This is a genomic window from Cellulosimicrobium sp. TH-20 (genome assembly GCF_002105775.1).
Taxonomy (GTDB): domain Bacteria; phylum Actinomycetota; class Actinomycetes; order Actinomycetales; family Cellulomonadaceae; genus Cellulosimicrobium; species Cellulosimicrobium funkei.
On the sequence record NZ_CP020857.1, the window covers coordinates 2,457,556 to 2,483,331 of the forward strand.

Annotated in this window: 24 protein-coding genes and 2 tRNA genes; 12 read left to right on the forward strand and 14 right to left on the reverse strand. The window is 73.8% G+C overall.

Annotated elements, in window-relative coordinates; all coding sequences use genetic code 11:
• Positions 1 to 22 precede the first annotated feature (22 nt).
• From B8281_RS10805 to B8281_RS10825, 5 genes are read right to left on the reverse strand one after another with little or no spacing between them, the layout of a single operon-like run.
• Positions 23 to 631 carry a DedA family protein gene (locus tag B8281_RS10805; protein WP_198163052.1) on the reverse strand — a complete coding sequence of 203 codons (609 nt, stop codon included), beginning with the start codon at positions 629 to 631 and terminating at the stop codon, positions 23 to 25.
• Positions 632 to 634: 3 nt separating this feature from the next.
• A complete protein-coding gene (locus tag B8281_RS10810; protein ID WP_009864106.1) occupies positions 635 to 1,027 on the reverse strand; it encodes a Fur family transcriptional regulator in 393 nt (130 codons plus the stop codon).
• Positions 1,024 to 1,992 (reverse strand): metal ABC transporter permease, encoded by a 969-nt coding sequence (locus B8281_RS10815; RefSeq protein ID WP_074809730.1) that lies wholly within the window; start codon positions 1,990 to 1,992, stop codon positions 1,024 to 1,026. Before B8281_RS10815 ends, B8281_RS10810 begins: the two co-directional genes overlap by 4 nt.
• Entirely contained in the window at positions 1,989 to 2,819 is an 831-nt protein-coding gene (locus B8281_RS10820; RefSeq protein ID WP_085388721.1) for a metal ABC transporter ATP-binding protein, read from the reverse strand. Before B8281_RS10820 ends, B8281_RS10815 begins: the two co-directional genes overlap by 4 nt.
• Positions 2,816 to 3,820: a metal ABC transporter substrate-binding protein gene (locus B8281_RS10825; RefSeq protein WP_085388722.1), complete on the reverse strand. Its 1,005-nt coding sequence runs from the start codon at positions 3,818 to 3,820 to the stop codon at positions 2,816 to 2,818. The genes B8281_RS10820 and B8281_RS10825 overlap by 4 nt, the downstream gene beginning before the upstream one ends.
• 155 nt (positions 3,821 to 3,975) lie before the next feature.
• Here B8281_RS10825 and B8281_RS10830 point away from each other — a divergent pair, with 155 nt between their 5' ends.
• Positions 3,976 to 5,379 (forward strand): glycine--tRNA ligase, encoded by a 1,404-nt coding sequence (locus B8281_RS10830; RefSeq protein WP_085387713.1) that lies wholly within the window; start codon positions 3,976 to 3,978, stop codon positions 5,377 to 5,379.
• 111 nt (positions 5,380 to 5,490) lie between these two features.
• Here B8281_RS10830 and B8281_RS19290 read toward each other — a convergent pair whose 3' ends face one another.
• Positions 5,491 to 5,649 carry a hypothetical protein gene (locus B8281_RS19290; RefSeq protein WP_021483859.1) on the reverse strand — a complete coding sequence of 53 codons (159 nt, stop codon included), beginning with the start codon at positions 5,647 to 5,649 and terminating at the stop codon, positions 5,491 to 5,493.
• Positions 5,650 to 5,766: 117 nt separating this feature from the next.
• On the opposite strand from B8281_RS19290, the gene dusB reads away from it, so the two are divergent.
• Positions 5,767 to 7,002 (forward strand): tRNA dihydrouridine synthase DusB, encoded by a 1,236-nt coding sequence (gene dusB / locus B8281_RS10835; protein ID WP_085387714.1) that lies wholly within the window; start codon positions 5,767 to 5,769, stop codon positions 7,000 to 7,002.
• 113 nt (positions 7,003 to 7,115) lie between these two features.
• Here dusB and B8281_RS10840 read toward each other — a convergent pair whose 3' ends face one another.
• Both B8281_RS10840 and B8281_RS10845 read right to left on the reverse strand, forming a co-directional pair.
• Positions 7,116 to 8,969, reverse strand: coding sequence for a glycoside hydrolase family 13 protein (locus tag B8281_RS10840; protein WP_051027567.1), 1,854 nt, complete (start codon positions 8,967 to 8,969; stop codon positions 7,116 to 7,118).
• Positions 8,970 to 9,150: 181 nt separating this feature from the next.
• Positions 9,151 to 10,227 carry a LacI family DNA-binding transcriptional regulator gene (locus tag B8281_RS10845; RefSeq protein ID WP_232322543.1) on the reverse strand — a complete coding sequence of 359 codons (1,077 nt, stop codon included), beginning with the start codon at positions 10,225 to 10,227 and terminating at the stop codon, positions 9,151 to 9,153.
• A 264-nt stretch (positions 10,228 to 10,491) separates the two neighbouring features.
• Between B8281_RS10845 and B8281_RS10850 the strand changes: the two genes are divergently transcribed.
• The 4 genes from B8281_RS10850 to B8281_RS10865 all read left to right on the forward strand — a co-directional run bounded on the left by B8281_RS10850 (position 10,492) and on the right by B8281_RS10865 (position 16,281).
• Entirely contained in the window at positions 10,492 to 11,724 is a 1,233-nt protein-coding gene (locus tag B8281_RS10850) for an extracellular solute-binding protein (RefSeq protein ID WP_043651729.1), read from the forward strand.
• A 151-nt stretch (positions 11,725 to 11,875) separates the two neighbouring features.
• Positions 11,876 to 13,522, forward strand: a complete 1,647-nt coding sequence (locus tag B8281_RS10855; protein ID WP_051027565.1) for an ABC transporter permease subunit — start codon at positions 11,876 to 11,878, stop codon at positions 13,520 to 13,522.
• A 1-nt stretch (position 13,523) separates the two neighbouring features.
• Positions 13,524 to 14,435, forward strand: a complete 912-nt coding sequence (locus B8281_RS10860; protein ID WP_043651727.1) for a sugar ABC transporter permease — start codon at positions 13,524 to 13,526, stop codon at positions 14,433 to 14,435.
• Between the two features lie 4 nt (positions 14,436 to 14,439).
• A complete protein-coding gene (locus B8281_RS10865; RefSeq protein WP_043651725.1) occupies positions 14,440 to 16,281 on the forward strand; it encodes a glycoside hydrolase family 13 protein in 1,842 nt (613 codons plus the stop codon).
• Here the strand turns inward: B8281_RS10865 and B8281_RS10870 are convergent.
• Entirely contained in the window at positions 16,278 to 16,709 is a 432-nt protein-coding gene (locus B8281_RS10870; RefSeq protein WP_051027564.1) for a hypothetical protein, read from the reverse strand. The two genes, B8281_RS10865 and B8281_RS10870, sit on opposite strands and share 4 nt — an antisense overlap.
• Before the next feature lie 113 nt (positions 16,710 to 16,822).
• On the opposite strand from B8281_RS10870, the gene B8281_RS10875 reads away from it, so the two are divergent.
• Positions 16,823 to 18,112: a deoxyguanosinetriphosphate triphosphohydrolase gene (locus tag B8281_RS10875; protein ID WP_051027575.1), complete on the forward strand. Its 1,290-nt coding sequence runs from the start codon at positions 16,823 to 16,825 to the stop codon at positions 18,110 to 18,112.
• A gap of 21 nt (positions 18,113 to 18,133) precedes the next feature.
• On the opposite strand, the gene B8281_RS10880 is transcribed toward B8281_RS10875, so the two are convergent.
• Positions 18,134 to 18,586: a VOC family protein gene (locus B8281_RS10880; protein ID WP_043651788.1), complete on the reverse strand. Its 453-nt coding sequence runs from the start codon at positions 18,584 to 18,586 to the stop codon at positions 18,134 to 18,136.
• 96 nt (positions 18,587 to 18,682) lie between these two features.
• On the opposite strand from B8281_RS10880, the gene B8281_RS10885 reads away from it, so the two are divergent.
• Both B8281_RS10885 and dnaG read left to right on the forward strand, forming a co-directional pair.
• Positions 18,683 to 19,645 (forward strand): helix-turn-helix domain-containing protein, encoded by a 963-nt coding sequence (locus B8281_RS10885; RefSeq protein ID WP_198163053.1) that lies wholly within the window; start codon positions 18,683 to 18,685, stop codon positions 19,643 to 19,645.
• Positions 19,646 to 19,654: 9 nt separating this feature from the next.
• Complete coding sequence (dnaG, locus tag B8281_RS10890; RefSeq protein WP_085387717.1) at positions 19,655 to 21,601, forward strand: DNA primase; 1,947 nt, start codon at positions 19,655 to 19,657, stop codon at positions 21,599 to 21,601.
• Positions 21,602 to 21,653: 52 nt separating this feature from the next.
• On the opposite strand, the gene B8281_RS10895 is transcribed toward dnaG, so the two are convergent.
• The 3 genes from B8281_RS10895 to B8281_RS10905 form a co-directional block, all read right to left on the reverse strand.
• Positions 21,654 to 22,358 carry a hypothetical protein gene (locus tag B8281_RS10895; RefSeq protein WP_085387718.1) on the reverse strand — a complete coding sequence of 235 codons (705 nt, stop codon included), beginning with the start codon at positions 22,356 to 22,358 and terminating at the stop codon, positions 21,654 to 21,656.
• A 182-nt stretch (positions 22,359 to 22,540) separates the two neighbouring features.
• Positions 22,541 to 22,616 (reverse strand) — tRNA-Asn (locus B8281_RS10900).
• 55 nt (positions 22,617 to 22,671) lie between these two features.
• The gene (locus B8281_RS10905; RefSeq protein WP_085387719.1) at positions 22,672 to 23,187 is read right to left on the reverse strand and encodes a hypothetical protein; all 516 of its coding nucleotides are present in this window, start codon (positions 23,185 to 23,187) and stop codon (positions 22,672 to 22,674) included.
• 58 nt (positions 23,188 to 23,245) lie between these two features.
• On the opposite strand from B8281_RS10905, the gene B8281_RS10910 reads away from it, so the two are divergent.
• Positions 23,246 to 23,319 (forward strand) — tRNA-Ile (locus B8281_RS10910).
• Positions 23,320 to 23,370: 51 nt separating this feature from the next.
• A complete protein-coding gene (locus B8281_RS10915; RefSeq protein ID WP_198163054.1) occupies positions 23,371 to 23,730 on the forward strand; it encodes a DUF488 domain-containing protein in 360 nt (119 codons plus the stop codon).
• On the opposite strand, the gene B8281_RS10920 is transcribed toward B8281_RS10915, so the two are convergent.
• Positions 23,703 to 24,821 (reverse strand): acyltransferase, encoded by a 1,119-nt coding sequence (locus tag B8281_RS10920; protein WP_085387720.1) that lies wholly within the window; start codon positions 24,819 to 24,821, stop codon positions 23,703 to 23,705. The genes B8281_RS10915 and B8281_RS10920 overlap by 28 nt on opposite strands.
• A gap of 142 nt (positions 24,822 to 24,963) precedes the next feature.
• On the opposite strand from B8281_RS10920, the gene B8281_RS10925 reads away from it, so the two are divergent.
• The gene (locus tag B8281_RS10925) at positions 24,964 to 25,770 is read left to right on the forward strand and encodes a DUF1206 domain-containing protein (RefSeq protein WP_232322544.1); all 807 of its coding nucleotides are present in this window, start codon (positions 24,964 to 24,966) and stop codon (positions 25,768 to 25,770) included.
• The last annotated feature ends 6 nt before the right edge of the window (positions 25,771 to 25,776 follow it).

Consider the following 25,776-nt stretch of genomic DNA (forward strand, 5'->3'; position numbering starts at 1 on the left):
GGACGGTCCGGGACCGCTCATCTCATCGGTCGGTGCGCGGCGCGTCCTGGTCACGGGGGAGCGTCGCCTGCCCGTCCAGAGCGGGGACGTCCTCGGCGGGCTCGCCGGTCGGCGCGACCGCGGTGTCGGCGCCCGCCCGGGCGGCCCGACGGCGGGCCATGAGGACCACCGCCACGACGACCCCGACGACGATCGCGACGAGCACCGCGACGCCCGTCGGCGAGCCCGTCGCGGCGGCGAACGCGGCGGTCCACACCGCCCACCCGACGGTCGCGTAGATCGTCGCGTGCACCGCGCACCCGAGGATCATGGCCGCGAGGTAGCGCCCGAACGGCATGCGCACGACGCCCGCGGCGGCGTTGATCACGGTCTTCGTCCCGGTCGCGAGGAACGACGCGGGCACCGCGAGCACGCCCCACCGCCGCACGGTCTCGATCCCGCGTGCGGCCGACCGCCCGGACAGCCAGGCGTGGACGCGCGCGACCCACGGCTTGACGGGGCGCGTGCGGTCGAGCGTCCACGTCGTGACGAGGCGCGCGATCCAGTAGGTCGCCTGCGTCCGCACGAACGCGATCGCGAAGAAGAAGGCGAACAGCGCGGCGAACGGGGCGCCGTCCAGCGCGTCGGGCACCGCTCAGTCCTGGACGGCGGTGGCCCGCGCGCAGCCCGCGCACGTGCCGAACAGCTCGATGGTGTGCTGGATGTCGACGAACCCGTGCGAGGTGCCGACCTGGTTGGCCCAGGCCTCGACCGTCGGGCCGTCGATCTCGACGGTCCGGCCGCACGCCCGGCACACGAGGTGGTGGTGGTGCTCGCGGCGCTCGCACCGGCGGTAGAGGTTCTCGCCCTCCTCGGTGCGCAGCACGTCCACGTCGCCGCCGTCCGCGAGGCTCTGCAGCGTGCGGTAGACGGTGGCGAGCCCCACGTTGTCGCCGCGCGTGCGCAGGATCTCGTGGAGCTGCTGCGCGCTGCGGAAGTCCTCCAGGTCCTCCAGCGCGTCCGAGACGGCGGCGCGCTGGCGGGTCATGCGCTGCACGGGTCACCTCCGGTGGTGCGGTGGGTCGACCCCGAGGGTACGAGGTCGAGCTCGACGTCGTCGGGGATGTCCGGGTGCGGGTCCCGCGCGACGCGCGGCCGCCGGCGGACCCACAGGGGTCGCAGGACGGCGACGACGAGGTACGTCGCGATCGCGAGGACGACGATCGTCGCACCCGGCGAGACGTTCTTCCAGTACGTGAAGGACAGCCCGACGACGCACACGACCACCCCGACGACCGAGGCGACGAGCATCGTGCGGCGGAACGAGCGCGTGACGAGCTGGGCGACCGCGACGGGGACGATCATGAGGGCGCTGACGAGCAGCAGCCCGACGACCCGCATCGACACGGTCACGGTGAGCGCGGCGACGACGGCGACGGCGATGTTCAGCGTGCGCACGGGCAGGCCGGACGCGCGCGCGAACTCCTCGTCGTGGCTCACCGAGAACAGCGCGGCCCGCAGGCCGACGCCGACGAGCAGGATCACCGCGCTGAGGACGACCGTGAGGACGAGGTCCGACGACGTCACCGTCGAGATCGAGCCGAACAGGTACTGCATGAGGCTGCCGGAGGAGCCGCCCGCGAGGCCGATGAGCAGGACGCCGCCCGCGATGCCGCCGTAGAAGAGGAGCGCGAGCGCGAGGTCACCGCTCGTGCGGCCCCGCTCGCGCACGACCTCGATCGCGACCGCGCCGAGCACCGCCGCGACGACCGCGCCGGGGATCGCGAGCGCGTCGTTCGGCACGACGCCCATCGCCGCGCCGACGAGCCACCCGAGCGCGACGCCGGTGAGCGCGACGTGCCCGATGCCGTCGCCGAGCAGCGAGAGCTTGCGCTGCACGAGGTACGTGCCGACGACGGGGGCGCTGACGCCGACGAGCAGCGCCGCGAGGAGGGCGCGCTGCATGAGCGGGTCGGTGAGCAGCAGGGAGATCTCGGAGAACAGGGTGGTCATGAGGCCGTCCTGGGTGCGTGGCCTGCGGAGAGGTCGGGGTTCAGGGTGTCGGTGAGGCCCGTCTCCGGGCCCGCGGGACGGGTGTCGCCGTCCACGGGCTCGTGCGGGTGCAGGTGCTGGTGCGTCGCGCCCGCGTGCGTGGACGACGCGCGGGGCGGGGCACCGTCGTGCACGACGCGCCCGTGGCGCAGGACGACCGCGCGCTCGACGAGCGGGGCGAGCGCCCCGAGCTCGTGCAGCACCACGAGGACCGTGAGGCCGTCGCCCACGAGCCGCGTCATCGTCGCGGCGAACGCCTCCTGGCTCGGCTTGTCGACGCCCGCGACGGGCTCGTCGAGCACGAGCAGGTCGGGCCGGCGCACGAGGGCGCGCGCGATGAGCACGCGCTGCTGCTGCCCGCCCGAGAGCTCGGCCGTCGAGTCGTCGGCGCGGTCCGCGAGGCCCACGAGCTCGAGCGCCTCGACCGTGCGGTCGCGCCACCCGCGCGGGAGCCGGAGGCGGCCCCCGCCGAGGAGCCCGGACGCGACGACCTCCGACGCGGTGGACGGCATGCCCGAGGGTGCGCTCACGCGTTGCGGCACGTACCCGAGCCGCCGCCACGGCAGCCGCGGGCCGAGCGGCGCGCCGAACAGGTCGACGGAGCCGCGGGAGAGCGGCACGATCCCGACGAGCGCGCGGACCAGCGTCGACTTGCCCGAGCCGTTCGCGCCGAGGAGCGAGACGACCTCGCCCGCGCGGACCGAGAGGTCGATGCCGCGCAGGATCTCGCTCCCGCCGAGGGTCACGTGGACGTCGCGCGCGGCGATCAGCTCCGGTGCGTCCGTCATGCGCACGCGAGGCCGGACGTGAGCGCCTCGAGGTTGGACTCCATGACCTCACGGTAGTCCGTCGCGCCCTCCGCGAGGCTCTCGAGCGGGTCGAGCAGCGCGGTCCGGACGCCGAGGTCGTCGGCGAGCGTCTGGGTCACCTTGGGGCTGACGAGCGTCTCGAAGAAGAGCGTGGTCACGCCGTTCTCCCGGACGACCTCGCCCACCTCGCGCAGGCGCGCGGGGGAGGGCTCCGCCTCGGGGTCGATCCCGGAGATCCCGACCTGGTGCAGGTCGTAACGTTCGGCGAGGTAGCCGAAGGCCTCGTGGGAGGTGACGAGCGTCGCACCCGCGCACGGGGCGAGCGCCTCGGCGAACTCGGCGTCCAGGTCGTCGAGGTCCGCGGTGAGGGCGGCGGCACCGGCCGCGTAGTCGTCGGCGTGGTCGGGGTCGAGCGCGGAGAGCTCGTCGGCGACGGCGTCGCCCACCGAGGCCAGACGGGTCGGGTCGAGCCAGAAGTGCGGGTCCGTGGGGCCGTGGTCGTGACCGTCGCCGGACTCGTCCGCGTGCTCGGCGTGCTCCTCCGCGGTCTCGTCCGCGTGGTCGCCCTCGCCGCCGGGGTGCTCCTCGAGCCCGGCCGACGCCGCGGCGTCGACCACGTGCTCGGGGGCGCGCTGCTCGATGCCCTCGTCGACCGCGGGCTGGAACCCCGAGAGGTAGACGACGAGGTCGGCGTCGCCGATCGAGCGGACCTGCGCGGGTGCGAGCTCGAGGTCGTGCGGCTCGGCCGCGGGCGGCGTGAGGTTCGCGACGTCGACGTGCTCCCCGCCGACCTGCTCGACGACGTACTGGAGCGGGTAGAACGACGCGAGCACCTGGAGCCGGCCGTCGTCGCCGCCTCCTCCTCCCGAGCCGCCGTCTCCGGGGGAGTCGCCGAGGGAGCACGCCGCGACGAGCGCGGCCGTGGCGAGGGCGGCGGTGGTGGCGAGGGCGCGACGGCGCCGGGCGGGGGAGCGGTGCATGACCACCAGTCTCCGCCTTCTTGAGAATGAATGTCAAAACCGTTCCCGGTGAGCCGGGTCACGGCCGGGTACGCTGGTCGGTCGGCGCCCGTGCGGGCGTCGCCCACCCGTCCAGCCCCCACGAGCCACGTGCGGGGCCGTGAGCACCAGGAGTGATGTCCGTGGCCGCAGCGCCCTCACCCACCGCCCGTCTCGACGCCGTCGTCTCCCTCGCCAAGCGGCGCGGGTTCGTCTTCCCCTCGGGCGAGATCTACGGCGGCACCCGCTCCGCGTGGGACTACGGGCCCCTGGGCACCGAGCTCAAGGAGAACATCAAGAAGCAGTGGTGGCGCGCGATGGTCACGAGCCGCGACGACGTCGTGGGCCTCGACTCGTCCGTGATCCTGCCGCGCCAGGTGTGGGTCGCGTCGGGCCACGTGGGCGTCTTCACCGACCCGCTGACGGAGTGCCTGCACTGCCACAAGCGGTTCCGCGAGGACCAGATGATCGAGGAGTTCGAGGAGAAGAAGGGCCGTGCGCCCGAGGGCGGCCTCGCCGAGATCGTCTGCCCGAACTGCGGCACGCGCGGGCAGTGGACCGAGCCGCGCGACTTCAACATGATGCTCAAGACGCACCTCGGCCCCGTCGAGGACGAGTCGGGCCTGCACTACCTGCGCCCCGAGACGGCGCAGGGCATCTTCGTGAACTTCGCCAACGTCATGGGCGCGAGCCGCAAGAAGCCGCCGTTCGGCATCGGCCAGATCGGCAAGTCGTTCCGCAACGAGATCACGCCCGGCAACTTCATCTTCCGCACGCGCGAGTTCGAGCAGATGGAGATGGAGTTCTTCGTCGAGCCCGGCACGGACGCCGAGTGGCACCAGTACTGGATCGACACGCGCACCGACTGGTACGTGGACCTCGGCATCCAGCGCGACAACCTGCGCCTGTACGAGCACCCGCAGGAGAAGCTCTCGCACTACTCGACCCGCACGGTCGACATCGAGTACCGCTTCGGCTTCTCCGGCTCGGAGTGGGGCGAGCTCGAGGGCATCGCGAACCGCACCGACTTCGACCTCAAGACGCACGCCGAGCACTCCGGCAAGGACCTGTCGTACTTCGACCAGACGAAGAACGAGCGCTGGGTGCCCTACGTCATCGAGCCGGCCGCGGGTCTCACGCGCTCGCTCATGGCGTTCCTCGTCGAGGCGTACACCGAGGACGAGGCGCCGAACGCGAAGGGCGGCGTGGACACGCGCACGGTCCTGCGCCTCGACCACCGCCTCGCGCCGGTCAAGGCCGCCGTGCTCCCGCTGAGCCGCAACGAGCAGCTCTCGCCCAAGGCGAAGGACCTCGCGACGGAGCTCCGCAAGTACTGGAACGTCGACTTCGACGACGCCGGCGCCATCGGCCGCCGGTACCGCCGCCAGGACGAGATCGGCACGCCGTTCTGCATCACGGTCGACTTCGACACGCTCGACGACCAGGCCGTGACGATCCGCCACCGCGACTCGATGAGCCAGGAGCGCGTCGCGCTCGACAAGGTCACCGAGTACCTCGCCGGGCACCTGCTCGGCGCCTGACGCGTCAGCGGCCCGGCGCACCGGCGCCGGGCACGCAGGAGGGGCGGGACCGTACGGTCCCGCCCCTCCTGTCGCGTCTCGTCGGGACGCGTCGCCCCCAGCGGCCTCGCGCTAGCGGGCCGCCCCCTTAGCCCTGTTGAGCAGGCCGATCACCAGGCTCACGACGAGCACGATGATGCCGATCCAGATGAGGATCTTCGCGGCCTCGATGGCGACGCCGAGGATGAGGAGCACGGCGCCGACGATGACCAGGATGAGCCAGAGAGGCATGTCGTCCCTTTCGTCCGTGTCCGGCCTGGATTGCCGGACCTCCTCAACACTGCCACGACCGTGCGCTGCTCGCTCGTCGAAACGGGGCTCGTCGTGCAGCGGGAGCCGGGTGGGACAATGGAGCGCGTGACTGCACCCGCTCCTGCCCTCAGCACGACGACCGACCGCCCCGACCCGCGGACCGGTCCGCTCGTGGCGCCGCTGCGGATCGGCCCGATCGTCGTCCGGACGCCGGTGGTCCTCGCCCCGATGGCCGGCGTCACGAACCGCGCGTTCCGCACGCTGTGCCGCGAGGCCGGCGCGTCCGGCGGCGACGACCCCGGCCTCTACGTCGCCGAGATGGTCACGAGCCGCGCGCTCGTCGAGCGCAACCCCGAGGCGCTGCGCATCGTGACGTTCGGCGCCGACGAGACGCCGCGGTCCGCGCAGGTGTACGGCGTGGACCCCGCGACCGTCCGCGAGGCCGTGCGCATCATCGTCGCCGAGGACCGCGCCGACCACGTCGACCTGAACTTCGGCTGCCCGGTGCCCAAGGTCACGCGCAAGGGCGGGGGAGCGGCGCTGCCCTGGAAGCGCGACCTGTTCACGGCGATCGTGCAGGGCGCGGTCGAGGCCGCCCGCCCGTACGGGGTCCCCGTGACCGTGAAGATGCGCAAGGGCATCGACGACGACCACCTCACGTACCTCGAGGCGGGTCGGATCGCGGAAGGCCTGGGCGTCGCCGCCGTCGCGCTGCACGCGCGCACCGCCGCCGAGCACTACTCCGGCACGGCCGACTGGTCCGCGATCGCGCGGCTCAAGGAGGCCGTGACGAGCGTGCCGGTGCTCGGCAACGGCGACATCTGGTCGGCCGAGGACGCCGTGCGCATGGTGCGCGAGACCGGGTGCGACGGCGTCGTCGTCGGGCGCGGCTGCCAGGGCCGGCCGTGGCTGTTCGCCGACCTCGCCGCGGCGTTCGCGGGCCGCCCGGAGCGCGTGCGCCCCGGGCTGCGCGAGGTGGCGGGCACGATCTACCGCCACGGCGAGCTCATGATCGAGTACTTCGACGGCGACGAGGGCAAGGGCATGCGCGACCTGCGCAAGCACATGGCCTGGTACCTCAAGGGCTACGCGGTGGGCGGCGACGCGCGCCGCGCGCTCGCGATGGTCTCGACGCTCGCCGAGCTGCGCGCGCTGCTCGGCGACCTCGACCAGGTCGCGCCCTACCCCGGCGAGGCCGCGGAGGGTCAGCGCGGCCGGGCCGGGTCGCCCAAGACGCCGCACCTGCCGTACGGCTGGCTCGACTCGCGCGAGCTCGACGCCGAGCACGAGGAGCGCCTGCGCGAGGCCGAGCTGAGCGTCTCCGGCGGCTGAGCGCCGCCTCCTCGCCGACCGCTCCGCGCTGCCCTGCGCCGACGGGACGAGAAGCACGACGGCCGGGACCCCCGCGGGGGTCCCGGCCGTCGTGCACGACGCGGCGGCGTCGGTCAGTGCGCGCGCAGCCAGACGGTCGTGTCGGACGGGACGCGGACCTGCGGGTCCGCGGAGCGGTCGGTCAGGACCGGGCCGGAGGCCACGAGGACCTCCGCGCCGTGCGGCAGGACCACGGGCTCGGCGCCCAGGTTCGCGAGCACGACGACGTCGCGGTTGCGGAAGGCGACGACGTCCGCCGAGCCGGCGAACTCCTCGACCCACGCGAGCGTGCCCGCGCCCAGACGCTCCGCGCGACGCGTGGCGAGGGCCGTGCGGTACGTCTCGTAGGTCGAGCCCTCGACGCCGCGCTGGACGTCCGCGGCGTAGCGGCCGTACGACTGCGGCTGGGGGAGCCAGGTCTTGCCGGACGGCCCGAACCCGAAGCCCTCGGCGTCGGCGCGCCAAGGGAGGGGGATGCGGCAGCCGTCGCGGCCCGCCTCGGCGCCCTGGGTGCGGAAGAACGCGGGGTCCTCGCGGACGTCGTCGGGCAGGGCGGTGTGCTCGGGGAGACCGAGCTCCTCGCCCTGGTAGAGGTACGACGACCCGGGCAGGCCGAGCATGAGCAGCGACGCGGCGCGCGCACGGCGCAGGCCGAGCTCCTCGTCGGGCTGCGGGTCGTGGGCGAAGATGCCGTTGGGGCGCAGGCCCGGGTCGGCCAGGCCGAGGCGCGACGCGTGGCGCACGACGTCGTGGTTCGACAGGACCCACGTCGTGGGCGCGCCGACCTCGTCGTTCGCGTGCAGCGACGCCGCGATCACGGTGCGCAGCGGCGCGGCGTCCCAGCCGGTGGTGAGGAACGAGAAGTTGAACGCCTGGTGCATCTCGTCCGGGCGCACGTAGCGCGCGAGGCGCGAGAGCGGCTCGACCCACGCCTCGGCGACGAGCGCACGGTCGCCGTCGTACTCGGCGAGGACGCGGTGCCACGCGCGGTAGATCTCGTGGACGCCGTCCTGGTCGAACATCGGGCCGGAGTTCCCGGCGCCCGTCGAGCCGTCCTCGGGGGCGCCCGGGTCGGTGCCCTCCTCGCCGTCGGCGGCCTCGGTGCCCTCGACCATCGAGACGGTGCCGTCCCAGTCGGGCAGGCCGTCGGCCTTGATCATGCCGTGCGCGACGTCGACGCGGAACCCGTCCACGCCCTTGTCGAGCCAGAAGCGCAGGACCTGCTCGAACTCCTCGCGGACCTCCGGGTTGTCCCACGCGAGGTCGGGCTGGGTCGAGTCGAAGAGGTGCAGGTACCACTGCCCGGGCGTCTCGCCCTCGGCGCCGGTCACGGGGCGGGCGTTCGCACCGGCCGTGACGCGGGTCCACGCGGGGCCGCCGAAGATGGACTGCCAGTTGTTCGGGGGCAGCTCGCCGTGCTCGCCCTCGCCCTCGCGGAAGATGTACCGCGCGCGCTCCGGCGAGCCCTCGGGCGACGCGAGCGCCGCCTGGAACCAGGCGTGCTGGTCCGACGTGTGGTTCGGGACGAGGTCGACGATGATCCGGATGCCGCGCGCGTGCGCCTGGGCGAGGAGCTCGTCGAAGTCCGCGAGCGTGCCGAACAGCGGGTCCACGTCGCGGTAGTCCGCGACGTCGTAGCCCGCGTCCTTCTGGGGCGAGCGGTAGAACGGGCTCAGCCAGACGGCGTCGACCCCGAGCTCGGCGAGGTGGTCGAGCTTCGAGGTGATGCCGGGCAGGTCGCCGACACCGTCGCCGTCGCCGTCCGCGAAGGAGCGCGGGTACACCTGGTAGATGACGGCGTCGCGCCACCACTCGGGGGCCTCGCCCGGCCCGGTGTGCACGAGCGCGCCCGTGCTGAAGGGCGCCGGGGCGGTGGCCAGCCCGGTGCTGGTCGCGGCGGCGGTCGGCGTCGAATCGATACGAGTCATCGAGCTGTCGGTCCTCACGTACGTGGTGCTGGGGTTTTCAGGGGATCTTCCGGTGGTGGTCACTCGGCTGGCGGAGCGGGGTGTCGCCGACCCTCCGTCGAGTGTAAGCGCTTGCGGTGCGGTGCCGACGAGGGGTCGGCGGACGCCCGCAGCGAGGTGCGTGGACTTCCGGGCGCCGGTCTCAGGCGGTCGGCGAGCCCGCCGCGGCGACCGTGCTCGCGTCCGTCGCGGACGCCGCGCGGGCCGGGGCTGCCCCGGTCGAGTCGCGGACGATGAGCTCCGGCTGGAAGAGGAGCTCGGTCCGCGGTGCCCGCTCGCCCGCGATCTCCGTGAGCAGCGCGCTCACGGCGGCGTGCGCCATGGCGCTCACGGGCTGGCGCACGGTGGTGAGCGGCGGGTCGGTGAAGGCGATGAGGGGCGAGTCGTCGTAGCCGAGCACCGAGACGTCCTGCGGCACGCGCAGCCCGCGCGAGCGCGCCGCACGGATGGCGCCGAGCGCCATGAGGTCGGAGCCGCAGACGATCGCGGTGTGGCCCGAGTCGATGAGCTCGCCGCCTGCGGCCTGGCCGCCCTCGACGGTGTAGAGCGTCACGACGACGTGCTGGGCCGCTTCCGTCTCGTCGCTGACGAGGCCGTGCCGCACGAGCGACTCGGCGAAGCTCGCGAGCTTGCGCTGCGCGGGGACGAAGCGGTCGGGGCCGATCGCGAGGCCGACGCTGCGGTGCCCGAGCGAGACGAGGTGGCGCACCGAGAGCTCGACGCTCGCGACGTCGTCGGGCGAGACGAACGGGGCGTCGATGCCCTCGGCGAAGCCGTTGACCAGGACGATCGGGATGCCCCGGCTGCGCAGCCGCTCGTAGCGCTCGTGGCTCGCCTGGGTGTCCGCGTGCAGGCCCGAGACGAAGACGATGCCGTCGACCGCGTGGTCCATGAGCATGTCGACGTAGTCGTCCTCCGTGGTCCCGCCCGGCGACTGCGTGCACAGCAGCGGCGTGTACCCGTGCTCGGACAGGAGCGACTCGATCGTCTGGGCGAACGCGGGGAAGACGGGGTTCGTCAGCTCCGGGACGACGAGGCCGACGAGGCCGGCGGAGCGGGTGCGCAGCGTCGACGGTCGCTCGTAGCCCAGCACGTCGAGCGCGGCGAGCACCGCCTGGCGGGTCTCGCTCGCGACGCCGGGCTTCCCGTTGAGGACGCGCGAGACCGTCGCCGTGGAGACGCCTGCCTGGGCGGCGAGATCACTGAGACGGGTACGCACATGGGGCAGCGTAGGGGACACCGGACCTCCTCGTCCTGGTCGTCCGGTCGGCGAGCCGCGATCCCCTGTGCGGAGGCGCGCGGACCCGTCGACCGGAGGAGGCGGGTGGGCGCCGGTCGACGCCCTGCAAAGCGTTGCATGAAAGTTACCGCAACGACTTGCACCTGTGCCACCTCCCGCTCTACCGTCGTGCTCATCAGGGTCCGGCGCCGGTGCCAACGCCGGAGCGGGCCGCCCATCACGACACGCTTGGAGTGACCACTGATGCGACGGAGCATCCTTCTTGCCGCCGCGCTGACCACGACGCTGGCGCTGACCGCCTGCTCGTCCGGCGGCTCGGGCGACGAGACCACCGACGAGCCGAGCGCCGAGGGTTCGTCCGCCGGTGGCTCGCTGACCGTCTGGGTCGACGAGACCCGTCAGGACGCCGTGACCGCGGCGGCCGAGTCGTTCGAGACCGAGACGGGCACGACGGTCGACGTCGTGCTCAAGAACTTCGAGGACATCCGGGCGGACTTCCTCGCCCAGGTCCCGACGGGCGAGGGCCCCGACATCACCGTCGGCGCCCACGACTGGCTGGGCGAGCTCACCACGAACGGCGTCGTGGCGCCGCTCGAGCTGGGCGACAAGGCAGCCGAGTTCGAGGACGTCTCCATCGAGGCGTTCACGCAGGACGGCCAGGTCTACGGCCTGCCCTACGCGATCGAGAACATCGCCCTCATCCGCAACACCGCGCTCGCGCCGACCGCCCCCGCCACGTGGGACGAGGCCGTGGCCGCGGGCCAGGCCGCCGGGACGCAGTTCCCGATCCTGGTCCAGTCGGACGGCGACAAGGGTGACCCGTACACCCACTACCCGTTCCAGACGTCGTTCGGCGCCCCTGTCTTCGCGCAGAACGAGGACGGCAGCTACTCGTCCGAGCTCGCGATGGGCGGCCCCGAGGGCCAGGCGTTCGCGCAGTGGCTCGGCGCCCAGGGTGCGGCCGGCGTGCTCAGCCAGGACACGACCTACGACATCGCCGTCGAGGCGTTCAAGAACGGCCAGTCGCCGTTCATCGTCGGCGGTCCGTGGATGATCGACTCGTTCGAGGGCCTCGACCTGTCGATCGACCCGATCCCCACCGCGGGCGGCCAGCCCGCGCAGCCGTTCGTCGGCGTCCAGGGCTTCTACCTGAGCGCGGAGAGCGACAACGCGATCGTCGCGAACGACTTCCTCGTGAACTTCCTGTCCACCGAGGAGGCGCAGCTCGCGCTGTACGAGGCGGGCAACCGTCCGCCGGCGCTGACCGCCGCCGCCGACACCGCCGCCGCGGACGACCCGATCGTCGCGGGCTTCCGCGCCGTGGGTGCCGAGGCCGTGCCGATGCCGTCGATCCCCGAGATGGCTGCCGTGTGGAGCTTCTGGGGCGTCACCGAGGCGGCGATCGTCGCCGGTGCCGACCCGGTCTCGAGCTGGGACAAGATGATCGCCGACATCCAGGGCGCGATCGACTCCTGATCCGGGTGCAGCCCGCCGTCGCGGTGCGCAGGGCTCCTGCGCACCGCGACGGCGCGTCCCGACCTCCGGCCCGGAACGGGCCGCGACGCAGCACGACGACACTCCAGAAGACGCAGCACCCCGCGCGTCCGACGACCTCGGAGGCACCACGATGTCCGCCCCTCAGACCACGGCCGGCGACGAGCGCGTCGGCACCTCCGGAGCCGACGGCCCGCCGCCGCGCGGCGAGCGCCGCCTGCGGCCGCGCGACGCCTCGCACGCGCGCGACTACGGGCCCGGGTTCTTCGTCAAGCTCGCCCTCATGGCGGTCGTGGACGCGCTCGGCGTGTACGTGGTCTGGTCCGCGTGGACGGCGGGCTCGTACGGCATCCTCGCCGCGACGCTCGCGATGCTCGTCGCGGCGAACTGGGTGTACTTCTCCAAGCGGTCCCTGCCGCTGAAGTACATCCTGCCCGGCCTGATCTTCCTGCTCGTCTACCAGATCTTCGTCGTCGGGTACACGGGCTACGTGGCGTTCACCAACTACGGCACGGGCCACAACTCGACGAAGGAGCAGGCGGTCTCCGCGCTGCTCATCCAGAACGAGCGCCGGGTCGAGGGCTCGGCGTCCTCCGCGCTGACCGTCGTCGAGGACGGCGACGCGCTCGGGTTCGCGGTCGTCACCGACGACGGCGAGGTCGAGGCCGGCACGGCCGAGCGGCCGCTGTCGGTCGTCGACGGCGCGACCGTCGAGGACGGCCGCGCGACCGAGGTCCCCGGGTACACGGTCCTGCCGCGCGACCAGGTGCTGCAGCGCCAGGCCGAGGTGACCGAGCTGCGCGTCCCCGTCTCGGACGACCCCGAGGACGGCTCGATCCGCACCACCGACGCCCGCACCGGCTACGTGTACACGTCCGCCCTCGAGTGGGACGCGGCGGCCGACACGATGACCGACACGACGACGGGCACGGTCTACACGCCGAACGACGAGGGCCAGTTCCAGGCGCCCGACGGCTCGACCCTCGCGGTCGGGTGGCGCGTCCCGGTCGGGTTCGACAACTTCGTCACCGCGTTCTCGGACGCCCGCTACGCCCAGCCGTTCGTCAAGATCCTGCTGTGGACGTTCGTGTTCGCGATCGGCTCGGTCGCCACGACGTTCCTGCTCGGCCTGTTCCTCGCGATCGTCTTCAACGACACCCGGATGCGCGGGCGCAAGGTCTACCGGACGCTCATGATCCTGCCGTACGCGATCCCGGGCTTCCTCGCGGCGCTGCTGTGGTCCGGGCTGCTCAACACGCGGTTCGGGTTCATCAACGAGGTGATCCTGGGCGGCGCGCACATCCCGTGGCTCACCGACCCCTGGCTGGCGAAGCTGTCCGTCCTGGGCGTGAACCTGTGGCTGGGCTTCCCCTACATGTTCCTCATCTGCACGGGCGCGCTGCAGTCCCTGCCGTCCGACGTCATGGAGGCCGCGAAGATCGACGGCGCGGGCCGCTGGACCACGTGGCGCGCGATCACGCTGCCGCTGCTGCTCATCTCGACCGCCCCGCTGCTCATCTCGTCGTTCGCCTTCAACTTCAACAACTTCACCCTGATCTACATGCTCACCGGGGGCGGGCCACGCTTCGCCGACGCGTCCGTGCCGCTCGGCCACACGGACATCCTCATCTCGATGGTGTACTCGATCTCCGGCGTCGACGGCTCGGCGCAGAAGGACTTCGGGCTCGCGAGCGCCCTGTCGATCGTCATCTTCGTCATCGTGGGGACGATCTCGGCCATCGCCTTCCGCAGCACGCGCAAGTTCGAGGAGATCAGCTGACATGGCGACCACCCAGGCACCCCCCGTCGTCGGCGGCACCGCCGTCCCGGCGTCCCGGAACCGCATGCGCCCGGGGCGCTGGTTCTCCGAGCTGGGCTGGCGGCACGTCGTCGGCGTGATCGCCGTCGTCTACGCCGCGTTCCCGCTCGTGTACGTCCTGTCGGCGTCGCTGTCGGAGAACGGGACGCTCACCGGCTCCAACTCGCTGTTCTCCGACGTGAGCACCGCGAACTACGCCCAGCTCGGCACCACGATGTTCTGGACGTGGATGGGCAACACGCTCGTCATCGCGGTCGCGACGTCGGTCGGCACCGTGCTCATGGGCGCGGCGGCGGCGTACGCGTTCTCGCGGTTCCGCTTCAGCGGCCGGCGCGCCGGCCTCACGTCCCTGCTGATCATCCAGATGTTCCCGCAGATGCTCGCATTCGTCGCGATCTTCCTGCTGCTCATCGGGCTCGGGAATGTCGTGCCGGTCCTCGGCCTCAACAGCAAGATCGCGCTCGTCGCGGTGTACCTCGGCGGAGCCCTGGGCGTGAACACGTTCCTCATGTACGGGTTCTTCAACACCGTGCCGCGCGAGCTCGACGAGGCCGCGAAGATCGACGGCGCGACCCACACGCAGATCTACTGGACGATCATCCTGCGCCTCGTCGCGCCGATCCTCGCCGTGGTCGCGCTGCTGTCGTTCATCAGCACGTTCGGCGAGTTCATCATCGCGCGCATCGTCCTGTCGTCCGAGAGCAACTGGACCCTCGCCGTCGGGCTGTACGGGTGGGTGTCGTCGCTCAAGGAGGCCAACTGGGGCCTCTTCACGGCCGGTGCCGTCATCTCGGCGCTGCCCGTGCTCGCCCTGTTCCTCTACCTGCAGAAGTACATCGTGGGCGGCCTCACGGCCGGCTCCGTGAAGGGCTGACCGCGTGCACGACGTCGCCACCCCCGTCCCGCACCACGACGGCTCGGCGCTGTACGTCCCCGAGGGCGTCCCCGCCCTCGGGGACACGGTCCCCGTCCGCGTGCGCGTGCCCCGGTCGGCCGGCGTGCGCGACGTGTGGCTGCGCACCGTGCGCGACGGCGAGCCGCGCCTCGCCCCGGCGCGCCTCGACCGCTCGGACGAGCACGAGGACTGGTACGTCGCCGAGGTCCTCGTGCACAACCCGGTGACCGGCTACCGGTTCTTCCTCGACGAGGGCGAGCGCGGCTACCGCTGGCTCAACGGCCGGGGGGTGTGGGACCGCGACGTGCCCGACGCCGCGGACTTCCGCCTCACCGTCCACGAGGGCGCGCCCGCGTGGATGCGCGACGGCGTCGTGTACCAGGTCTTCCCCGACCGGTTCGCGCGCTCGGCCGGGGCCGACGGGCGTCCGCTCCCGGAGTGGGCCGTCCCCGCCGCCTGGGACGACGAGCCGCACGGCGCGGGGCCCGACGTCGGCACGCAGTACTACGGGGGCGACCTCGCCGGGGTCGAGGAGCGGCTCGACCACCTCGTGGCGCTCGGCGTCACGACGCTCTACACGACGCCCGTCTTCCCGGGGCGCTCGAACCACCGCTACGACGCGAGCACGTTCGACCACGTCGACCCGCTGCTCGGCGGCGACGCGGCGTACGCGTCGCTGATCCGCGCCGCGCACGCGCGCGGGCTGCGCGTCATGGGCGACCTCACGACGAACCACACGGGCGCCGGGCACGAGTGGTTCGCGCGGGCGCTCGCGGACCCCGGCGCGCCGGAGCGCGACTTCTACTACTGGACCGACGGCGAGCCCGGGTACGTGGGCTGGCTCGAGCACGCGTCGCTGCCGAAGCTGTCGTACGGCTCGGCCGAGCTCGGGGCGCGCATGATCGACGGGCCCGGGTCCGTCGTCGGGCGCTACCTGCGCGAACCGTTCGGTCTCGACGGGTGGCGCATCGACGTCGCCAACATGACGGGCCGCTTCGGCGCCGAGGACCGCACGCTCGACGTCGCGCGGCGCCTGCGCACGACGATGCGGGGCGTGAGCCCGGAGGCCGCCCTCGTCGCCGAGCACTTCCACGACGCCTCGGGTGACCTCGCGGGCGACGGCTGGCACGCGAACATGAACTACTCGGCGTTCACGCGCCCGGCGTGGACCTGGCTGTCTCCCGCGCACTCGCCCGTGCCCTACCTCGGGCTGCCGGTGCGCACGCCGCGCCGGGCCGGGCCGGCGGTCGTCGAGACGATGCGCGAGTTCGACGCCGTGCTGCCGTGGCGCGTGACCGCGTCGCAGTGGAACATGCTCGGCTCGCACGACACCCCGCGGCTGCGCTCGATCGTCGGCTCGCGCGAGATGGTCGAGGTCGCGGCGACGCTCCTGCTCACCTACCCGGGCACGCCCGTCGTCTTCGCGGGCGACGAGGTCGGGCTCACGGGCCTCAACGGCGAGCACGCGCGCGCGACCATGCCGTGGGACGACGCGGGCTCGGGCCACGGGCGCTGGGACGGCGCGACGTTCGACCTGTACCGGGCGCTCATCGCGGTGCGCCGCGGCTCGGACGCGCTGCGCCACGGCGGCCTGCGCTGGGTGCACGTCGCCGACGACGCGCTCGTCTACCTCCGGGAGACGCCCGAGGAGCGTGTCCTCGTCGCGCTCGCGCGCGCGCCGTGGGGCGGCGTCACGTTGCACCCCGCGCTCGTGGGGCGCGGGGAGCCCGAGCGGCTGCACGGCGCGCTGACCCTCGCCCCGCACGACGGCGGCGCCCGGCTCGCGGGCGACGGCCCGGCCGTCGGGGTGTGGCGCCTGCCCTAGCCGAACAGGTGCGCGACCGCGCGCACCGCGTCGTCGTACTGCGCACGGTCGAACGTGAACGCCCCGAGCGCGGAGTAGTCCCACTCGGGACGGAACGGCTGCGTGAGGTCGCGCCACGTGACGGTCGTCGCGTCGGCGTCGACCGCCACCTCGAACGGCCAGCACCCCGCCTCGTGGCAGTCGCACGCGAGCACCCACGCCCGCCCGCCCGCGGGCACGCGACCCCGCCCGTACCACTGGTGCGCGGCGTCGCCGTAGCGGAAGAACGCGGGGACCAGCCCGCCGTACGCGCCCGCGGGGGAGTACCCGCGCGCCGACTCGAACCGTCCGACGACGTCCACGAGCGACCGGCCGTCCACGTACGGGACGACCTCGACCAGGCCGTCGACGGTGACGGCCCGTAGCTCGAGCGCACGCGCTGCACCCATACGCCGGAGGGTACGCCCACGGCGGCCCGCCCGCCGTCCGCCGGGTGCCGACCGGCGTCGTTACGCTGGGGCCCGTGCAGACGTTCGAGCAGCAGGCGTTCGACCCCGCGGTCGTGGGGACCGGCCCGCGCCCGGCGCGCGGCGAGGAGGGCACGGCGTCGTACTCCGACGCCGACACCGAGCGGTGGTTCGTCGAGTCCGCGAAGTCCCGGGCCCGCACGCCGTTCGAGCGTGACCGCGCGCGCATCGTGCACTCGTCGGCGCTGCGCCGTCTCGGCGCCAAGACGCAGGTGCTCGGGCCGGGCAGCGACGACTTCGTCCGCACCCGGCTCACGCACACGCTCGAGGTCGCGCAGGTGGGCCGCGAGATCGGCAAGGCGCTCGGCTGCGACCCGGACATCGTCGACACCGCGTGCCTCGCGCACGACCTCGGGCACCCGCCGTTCGGGCACAACGGCGAGCGGGCGCTCGCGGACCTCGCGGTCGACGTCGGCGGGTTCGAGGGCAACGCGCAGACGCTGCGCCTCCTCACGCGGCTCGAGCCCAAGGTCGTGGAGGACGGCCGGTCGTACGGGCTCAACCTCACGCGCGCGAGCCTCGACGCGAGCGTCAAGTACCCGTGGGGCGCGGGGGAGGCCCCGCTGCGCGCGGACGGTCGGCCCACGCACAAGTTCGGCGTCTACGAGGACGACCGCCCGGTGTTCGACTGGCTGCGCGCCGGGGCACCCGCGCAGGTGAAGTGCCTCGAGGCGCAGGTCATGGACCTGGCGGACGACGTGTCGTACTCCGTGCACGACGTCGAGGACGCCGTCGTCGGCGGGCGCATCGAGCTCGCCGTGCTCGACGACCCCGACGAGCGCGCGCGCGTCGTGCGCGCCGTCCACTCGTGGTACGGCACCGCGTACGACGAGGCGGCGCTCGACGCCGCGATCACCCGGCTCCAGGGCACCGGGCACCTGGTCACCGGCTTCGACGGGTCGCGCCGCGCGCTCGCCGCGCTCAAGGACGCCACGAGCCAGCTCATCGGCCGGTTCACCGGTGCGGCCCAGGACGCGACGCGGGCGCTGTTCGGGGACGGCCCGCTCACGCGGTACGCGGCGCGTCTCGTCGTGCCCGACGAGACGGTCGCCGAGATCCTCGTGCTCAAGGGCGTCGCGGTCGCGTACGTCATGGCGCCGCGCGAGCAGGAGCCGCTCTACCAGCGCCAGCGCGAGGTGATCGCCGACCTGGTGCACGTGCTTGGCGACCGCGCGCCCGTCGCGCTCGAGCCGTCGTTCGCGGCGGACTGGGAGGCGGCGCCCGACGACGCCGCCCGCCTGCGCGTGGTGATCGACCAGGTCGCGTCGCTCACCGACGTCTCCGCGATGCAGCTCCACGCGCGCCTCGTGCGCCCGCCCGCCTGACCGGCGGGCGCACGGGCCGGGTCAGCCGCGCTCGGCGACCCACGCGTCGCTCGCGCGCTGCACGTCCTCGGCCGTCACCGACTCCGCGACGGTCGCGAAGTACCAGCGGTGCCCGAACGGGTCGCGCACCGCCGCCTGGCGGAACCCCTCGAACCAGTCCGACGGCTCCGCGAGGCTCGACGCGCCGGCCGCGAGCGCCCGCGCGTACGCGGCGTCGGCGTCCTCGACCGGGACGGTGAACGACGCGTGCGTCGGGGCGCCGGGCTCGGGCGCGACCGAGTCCGGCGGGAACGCCTCCGCGACGGTGAACGTGCTGGTCCCCGCCGGGGAGACGAGCCGCAGGTCGGAGTGGATGACGGCGTCGCCCGCCGTGATCGTGTCGACCACCTCGGCGCCGAGCGCGGCCTCGTAGAACGCGATGGCCTCGCGCGCGCCGCTCACCGTGACGTTGGGGTGCAGTGCCGACATCTCCATGGTGTCCTCCTCCTCGTGGTTCCCCACCGACCCGGGGCGGGCCGTCCCCCCATGCTCGTGTCGGCGGGCCGTGCCAGTCTTGGAGGAATGCGACAGGTGTTCGAACCCGCCGGTGCCGGCGCCCCCGCGGGTCCCCGGCGCCCGACGACGTCCGTCCGCGGCCTCGTCGACCCCGCGGCCGCGCGGCGCGGCTTCGAGCTCGTGCGCGTCGAGCCCGCCCCCGACCTCGCCGACCTCGTGGAGCGGCACTGGGTCGTGCGGTGGGACCTGCCGCCCGGCACGGAGTTCACCCAGGTCCTCGTGCCGCACCCCGTCGCGAACGTCGTGGCCGAGGAGTCGGGGTACGTCGCGCACGGGATCCCGCCCGGGCTGTTCGAGCGCACCCTGACCGGGTCGGGCGCCGTCGTCGGCACCAAGCTCCGGCCGGGCGCCTTCCGGGTGCTGCTCGGCCACCCGGACGCCGTGCGTCCGGGCGTGCAGGTCCCGGCCGCGGCGCTGCTCGGCCCGACGGCGGAGCGCACCGGCGCCGCCGCGCTCGCCCTGGCGGTCACCGGCCGCGACGAGGAGGCCGCGCGGACGGTCGAGCCCCTGCTGCGCGCCCGGGCCGAGCGGGTCCGCACCGCGCGCGTGACGCGTGACCTCGACCGGGTCGCGCGGGCGTTCGCGGCGCTCGTCGGCGGCGAGCTCGGGCCGGGGGCGGGCGTGGGCGACCTCGCGGACGTCGTCGGCACGTCCGCGCGCTCGCTGCAGCGGCTGTTCGCCGCGTCCGTCGGCGTGAGCCCCAAGTGGGTGCTCCAGCGGCACCGCGTGCACCTCGCCGCGGACCTCCTGGCGGCGGACCCGGGCCAGGACCTCGCGGCGCTCGCGACCGCCGTCGGCTACTACGACCAGGCCCACCTCGGGGCGGACTTCGCGCGCGCGACGGGCGTCACCCCGGGCGCGTACGCGCGCCGCTGCGCGGCGTCGCGCGCGGCCCTCGTGGGGGCGGCGGCGGGGACCGGCGCCGGGGTGACGGACGCCGCCGCCGGGGCACCCGCCGGGCCGGCCCGGGGCGCATAGACTCGCCTCGTGGCAGGTCTGATTCGACGCGAGGACGTGGAAGCCGTCCGCGACCGCGCGCGGATCGACGAGATCGTCTCCGCGCACGTCACGCTCAAGACCGCAGGCGTCGGCTCGCTCAAGGGCCTGTGCCCGTTCCACGACGAGCGCTCGCCGTCGTTCCACGTGCGTCCCGGCGTCGGGCGCTGGCACTGCTTCGGCTGCGGCGAGGGCGGCGACGTCATCTCGTTCGTGCAGAAGATCGACGGTCTGACGTTCGTCGAGGCCGTCGAGTACCTCGCGGACCGCATCGGCATCCAGCTCCGCTACGAGGACTCCGGCGGCCCGCAGCGCCCGCGCGAGGAGCCCGGCCGCCGCCAGCGCCTGCTCGAGGCGCACCGCGTCGCGGCCCAGTACTTCTCCGAGCAGCTCTTCGCCCCGGGCGCCCAGGCCGCGCGCGCGTTCCTCGCCGAGCGCAGCTTCGAGCGGGCCGACGCCGAGCACTTCGGCGTCGGGTACGCGCCGACCGGCTGGGACAACCTCCAGCGCCACCTCCAGGGCCGGGGCTTCACGCAGGCGGAGCTGGTCGCCTCCGGCCTCATGAGCCAGGGGCAGCGCGGCATCTACGACCGGTTCCGCGGCCGGCTCATGTGGCCGATCCGCGACGTGACGGGCGAGATCATCGGGTTCGGCGCGCGCCGCCTCTACGACGAGGACCAGGGCCCCAAGTACCTCAACACGCCCGAGACCACGCTCTACAAGAAGTCGCACGTGCTCTACGGCATCGACCTCGCCAAGCGCGAGATCGCGAAGCAGAAGCGCGTCGTCGTCGTCGAGGGGTACACGGACGTCATGGCCGCGCACCTGTCCGGCGTGACGACCGCCGTCGCGACGTGCGGCACCGCGTTCGGCTCGGACCACGCGCGCATCGTGCGGCGCCTCCTCGGCGACACGACCGCGGGCGGCGGCATGCAGCTCGCGTCGGGCGCGTCCGTCGGGGGAGAGGTCGTCTTCACGTTCGACGGCGACGCCGCGGGCCAGAAGGCCGCCGTGCGGGCGTTCGGCGAGGACCAGCGCTTCTACGCCCAGACGTTCGTGGCGGTCGAGCCGAGCGGCATGGACCCCTGCGAGCTGCGCATGGCGCGCGGGCCGGACGCGGTGCGCGCGCTCGTCGACGGCCGCCAGCCGCTCTTCGAGTTCGTCATCCGCACGACGCTCGCCTCGTTCGACCTCGACACGGCCGAGGGGCGCGTCGGCGCCCTGCGCGCGGCCGCTCCCGTCGTCGCCGGCATCCGCGACACCGCGCTGCGGCCCGAGTACGCGCGCATGCTCGCCGGCTGGATCGGCACCGACGCGGAGCGCGTCCGGCGCGAGGTCGCCGCGGCCGCCAAGCGCGGCAGCGCGCCCGGGCCCGTGCGGACCGCCCGGCCCGACGACGCCCGCCCCGGCGCCGAGGCCCGGCCGCCCGAGCCCGAGGTCCCCGCGCTGCCCTCGCCCGACCCGCGCGACCCCGTCGCGCGCCGGGAGCGTCTCGCGCTCGCCGCCGTCCTCCAGTACCCCCAGCACGTGCCGCCGATGTTCGACGACCTCGGCGAGGACGCGTTCGCCGTCCCGGCCTGGCGTGCCGTGCACGCCGCGATCCGCGCCGCGGGCGGCGTGCGCGAGGGCAGGTCGCTCGGCGCCGGGCACTGGGTCGAGGCGGTCGTCGAGCAGGCCGCCGAGCCCGTGCGCGGCCTCGTGACCGAGCTCGCCGTCGCGCCCCTGCCCGAGGACCGGGAGAACGTCGTCGGCGGCTACGTCGCGGGCGTCGTGCGCGGCCTCGTCGACCTGGGCCTCACGCGCCGCGTCGCCGACGCGAAGAGCCGGCTCCAGCGGCTCGACCCGTCGGTCGACCTCGCCGCGTACCAGGAGGCGTTCGCCGCGCTCCTCGCCGTCGAGGCCGAGCGCCGCACGCTGCGCGAGGGCGAGATCGCCTGACCCCCACCGCTCGACCGGCGAGGGCCGCGGCGCAGCCGATACCGGGTGCGGCTCAGAGCCCGCCCGGGTGCGGCGAGAGCCAGTCGGTATGGCGCTCCCGCAGGGTGTCGCGTTCGGCCTCGGTCGGGAGCAGGACGTCGGCGCCCCCGTCGTACGGGCAGTAGAGCCACGAGAGGTCGTGCGCGCCGATGACGAGGTGGCACTGGTCGTCCGCTGCCCCGAGCAGGAGCGCGTCGATCTCCTGCGGGGACCGATCCGACACCGCCCAGAAGTACTGAGGGGCGTCGTCGCCGTCCGGGGTGCTGCTCCGCCAGGGCCACGCTCCGGGCAGACGGCGCTTCGTCCAGCCCGCAGCCAGGTCCCGCCAGTCCCAGTCGACACCGACGACGTACACGCCGTGGAAGGCGCGGGAGTCGGAAGAGCCGAGCAGCTCGTGCAGGATCGTGCGGTGCCGCCGCACGATCTCCTCGTCGTCGGTCGCGTTCTCGGCGCATCGCTTCGACTCGGGGAGACTGTGGAACCGGACCCACCTGTCGGGGTGCTCGACTCGCAGCACGTGCGCGAGCGGCTCGACACCGGGCCACCTGCGCTCCCAGAGCTCGGTGAGGCGCGTCGCCCGCGCACTGACCTCTCCGTGCGCGAACGCACCGTGGCGCCCTTGCAGGCGCCGCCAGCGGCTCCTCGCGGCACCACGCGCTTCCACGGCCTTGGACTCGAGCCCGGCGCGGAGCGAGTCGAGCGCTGACGGCAGATGCATGGACGTGAGCGTAACGATCCTCAACCGGCCACCACCGCGAAGGTTCGCCGCCCCCGGTCCGCCGACCGGACAGCGACCCGACCTCCGGAGACACGGACACGAGCAAGCGGACGGGTGCGATGAGTGCGTCTGGGTCGCTCGAGGAAAAGAAAACCCCCACCCGGGGATCCGGATGGGGGCGATGGCTCCCGCGGTAGGACTTGAACCTACGACCGTCCGATTAACAGTCGGATGCTCTGCCAGCTGAGCTACGCGGGATCGACCATGGCCGTCGGGGTTTGCACCGCAGCGACCGGGGAAAACTCTAGCAGGCTCAGAGGGGTAGTCCGGACGCCGACCGGACCCGACCCTCGGCCGCGTCGACCCGTGCCTCGACCTCCGGGTCCGTCAGGTCCAGCCCGGGGTCGGCGACGACCTGCGAGAAGAGCTCGCCGTCCGCGTCCCGCCGCACGGCGACGCGCGCGGTGAGGCCTGCGGCGAACGTCACGGTCTCCGAGAGCACGACCGACGACTGCACGCGCTCACGCAGCGTCTGCGCGAGCGACGTGCGGCGCGGGTCGGCGAGGCGCAGGGCCAGGGGAGGGGCGCCGTCGACCCACGAGACCGTGATCGTCGCGCTCTCCGGGTCGTACCCCGCCCGGTCGACGTTCGACCAGAGGCGCCGGACGACGGTCGTCCCGCCGGCGTCGCTCGTGAGGAGCCCGGCCCGCGTCGCGACGGCCCACGACCCGTCGGCGAGCTCCGCCGACGCGAGGACACGATCGGTGGCCGGGAGGTCGAGCGCACGGCGGACAGGGTCGGGCAGCGCGGGACGGCGGAACCAGGACACGTCCCCACCGTAGCGGCTCTCCGACCGCCTGCCGCACGGGCGGTATGCTCGCCCGCGCGCCCCGTTAGCTCAGCTGGTCAGAGCAGGAGACTCATAATCTCTCGGTCGCGGGTTCAAGTCCTGCACGGGGCACCCTTCCGCGTCGCGCGTGCGGCGCGAGCGTCCGCGCGGTGTCATGGCCTCATGACGGTGCGGACCAAGCGCGTGTACGAGCCGGCCGAGGAGCAGGACGGGTTCCGTGTGCTCGTCGACCGCCTGTGGCCGCGCGGCGTGAGCAAGGAGGCGGCGCACGTCGATCTGTGGCTCCGGGACGTGGCGCCGTCGACGGACCTGCGGCGCTGGTTCCACCACGAGGAGCGGTTGTTCGACGAGTTCGCCGAGCGGTACCGCGCCGAGCTCGACGCCCACGGCGACGCGGTCGCGGAGCTGCGGGACGTCGTCGGGCAGCACCCCGTGGTGACGCTGGTGTACGGGGCGAGGGACGAGCAGCACAACCAGGCCGTGGTGCTGCGCGACTACCTCGCGGCGAGCGCCTCGTCCTGAGCGCCCCGGGACGCGGGAACCTGGTCCGGGCGGTCGAGGTCGCGGCGCAGGTCACGGTCGAGGGCGTGGCGCAGCCGGGGCCCGAGCGGGCGTTCGACGGCGCGGTGGATCACCCAGGCGAGGGCGAGGCACACCGCGACCGCCACCGCGAGGGTCGCGGCGCGCGAGAGGTACGGGTGCACGGACTCGATGACCCATCGCCCCCAGGACGAGTGCACGAGGTAGAGCGGGTACGTGAGGGCGCCGAGGGCGGTGAGCCAGCCCCAGGAGACGCGGGCGAGCGGGGTGAGCGTCGCCACGGCGACGAGCGCGAAGCACACGACGATCGCGACCCACCACGCGGTGGGGGAGACGACGACGTCGGTGCTGTTCTCGATGCGGCCGGACTGGATCCGGCCGGAGAGCGCCGCACCGAGGAGCACGTTCAGCGCGAGCGCGAGCCAGAGGACGGGGGAGCGGCGCTCGCGGGTCAGCAGGTAGAGCACCATGCCGCCCGCGAAGAGCGGGGCGTCGGGGGCGACGAGCACCGTCGCTGCCAGCTCGGAGCCGGTCTGGGTCGCGACCGCGCCGGCGACGGGCCACAGCACGACGAACGCGAGGACCCGCGCCCGGGTGAGGCCGACGGCGACGAGCACGCCGACGAGGACGTAGAACCGCAGCTCGGACCAGAGCGTCCAGTAGACGGCCTCGAGGTCGGGGATCCCGAACGCGCGCTGGACCATGGTGAGGTTGGCCGCCGCCTGCGGCAGGTCGACGTCGCGCCGGCCGGGGACCACGAGCACCAGCAGGACCACCGTGAGCAGCACGGAGGCCCAGTATGCGGGGAAGAGCCGCCCGGCGCGCGACGCGACGAAGCCGCGCACGTCGCGGCCCCACGCCGTCATGAGGATGACGAAGCCGCTGACGACGAAGAAGAGCTGAACCCCGAGGGACCCGTAGGCCGTGACCGCCTGGGCGTCGGGGAGGGAGGCGCTCGTGCGCGCGCCCCACGCGTGGTGGTTGACGGCGACGAAGTGGTAGACGAGCACCGCAGCTGCTGCCGCGAACCGGAGTCCGTCGAGCACGGCGAGGCGGGGGTTCTGCGTGGGCATCCGCGGCACGTTACCGAATCGTGATCAACGCCGCCTGGGAACGGCGTCCGGCGTGCGCGGAGTGCGCAGTTCTGGCACCGTGTGCGGGCCGGAGAACCCGGCGGCGCGGTGGGGGCGGCGTCCCGACGACCGAGGAGGTCCTGTGGCACCGAGCATGAGCTCGACCGGCAAGGCGGCAGCACGCGGCGCACGCGGCAGCAAGACCCTGGAGCTCCTGGCCCGCGGGGGCTACGCGGTGAGCGGCTTGCTCCACCTCGTCGTCGGCGTCCTCGCCGTGCAGGTGGCGACGGGCTCGGCCTCGAGCGAGCAGGCCGACCAGACCGGTGCGCTCACCGCGATCGCGCAGACGCCGGGCGGCACCGCGCTGCTCTGGTTCGCCGTCGTGGCGTTCGCGGCGCTCGCCCTGTGGCAGGTCACGGTCGCGCTGAGCGGCGCGGCCGAGACGTCCGACCGGCTCAAGGCCGCGGGCAAGGCCGTCCTCTACCTGGCGCTCGGGGTGATCGCCCTCCAGGTCGTGACCGGGTCCGCCGGCGGCTCCGGCCAGGAGGAGAGCATGACCGCGACCCTCATGGAGAAGCCCGGCGGCGTGCTGCTCGTCGGCGCGGTCGGGGTGGGCATCATCGCCGGTGGCGTCTACCACGTCGTCAAGGGGTGGCGGAAGAAGTTCCTCGAGGACCTCCAGGGCGGGACCAGCGGGCACCTGGGCCGTGCCGTGGTGACGCTCGGGCGCGTCGGGTACATCGCCAAGGGCATCGCGCTCGGCGTGCTGGGCGTGCTGTTCGTCGTGGCCGCGGTCCAGCACGACCCGCAGCAGGCGGGCGGCCTCGACAGCGCGTTCGCCACGCTCGCGGCGCAGCCGTTCGGGGTCGCGCTCCTCGTCGCCGTCGGTCTGGGCTTCGCGGCCTACGGGCTCTACTCGTTCGCGCGGGCGCGGTACGCGCGGATGTGACGCGCG

Coding starts and splice junctions, on each gene's coding strand:
- B8281_RS10810 (WP_009864106.1), bottom strand. CDS start 1,027: ATGACCCGCCAGCGCGCCGCCGTCTCGGACGCGCTGGAGGACCTGGAG.
- B8281_RS10815 (WP_074809730.1), bottom strand. CDS start 1,992: ATGACCACCCTGTTCTCCGAGATCTCCCTGCTGCTCACCGACCCGCTC.
- B8281_RS10820 (WP_085388721.1), bottom strand. CDS start 2,819: ATGACGGACGCACCGGAGCTGATCGCCGCGCGCGACGTCCACGTGACC.
- B8281_RS10825 (WP_085388722.1), bottom strand. CDS start 3,820: ATGCACCGCTCCCCCGCCCGGCGCCGTCGCGCCCTCGCCACCACCGCC.
- B8281_RS10830 (WP_085387713.1), top strand. CDS start 3,976: ATGTCCGTGGCCGCAGCGCCCTCACCCACCGCCCGTCTCGACGCCGTC.
- B8281_RS19290 (WP_021483859.1), bottom strand. CDS start 5,649: ATGCCTCTCTGGCTCATCCTGGTCATCGTCGGCGCCGTGCTCCTCATC.
- dusB (WP_085387714.1), top strand. CDS start 5,767: ATGGAGCGCGTGACTGCACCCGCTCCTGCCCTCAGCACGACGACCGAC.
- B8281_RS10840 (WP_051027567.1), bottom strand. CDS start 8,969: ATGACTCGTATCGATTCGACGCCGACCGCCGCCGCGACCAGCACCGGG.
- B8281_RS10850 (WP_043651729.1), top strand. CDS start 10,492: ATGCGACGGAGCATCCTTCTTGCCGCCGCGCTGACCACGACGCTGGCG.
- B8281_RS10855 (WP_051027565.1), top strand. CDS start 11,876: ATGTCCGCCCCTCAGACCACGGCCGGCGACGAGCGCGTCGGCACCTCC.
- B8281_RS10860 (WP_043651727.1), top strand. CDS start 13,524: ATGGCGACCACCCAGGCACCCCCCGTCGTCGGCGGCACCGCCGTCCCG.
- B8281_RS10870 (WP_051027564.1), bottom strand. CDS start 16,709: ATGGGTGCAGCGCGTGCGCTCGAGCTACGGGCCGTCACCGTCGACGGC.
- B8281_RS10880 (WP_043651788.1), bottom strand. CDS start 18,586: ATGGAGATGTCGGCACTGCACCCCAACGTCACGGTGAGCGGCGCGCGC.
- B8281_RS10895 (WP_085387718.1), bottom strand. CDS start 22,358: ATGCATCTGCCGTCAGCGCTCGACTCGCTCCGCGCCGGGCTCGAGTCC.
- B8281_RS10915 (WP_198163054.1), top strand. CDS start 23,371: ATGACGGTGCGGACCAAGCGCGTGTACGAGCCGGCCGAGGAGCAGGAC.
- B8281_RS10920 (WP_085387720.1), bottom strand. CDS start 24,821: ATGCCCACGCAGAACCCCCGCCTCGCCGTGCTCGACGGACTCCGGTTC.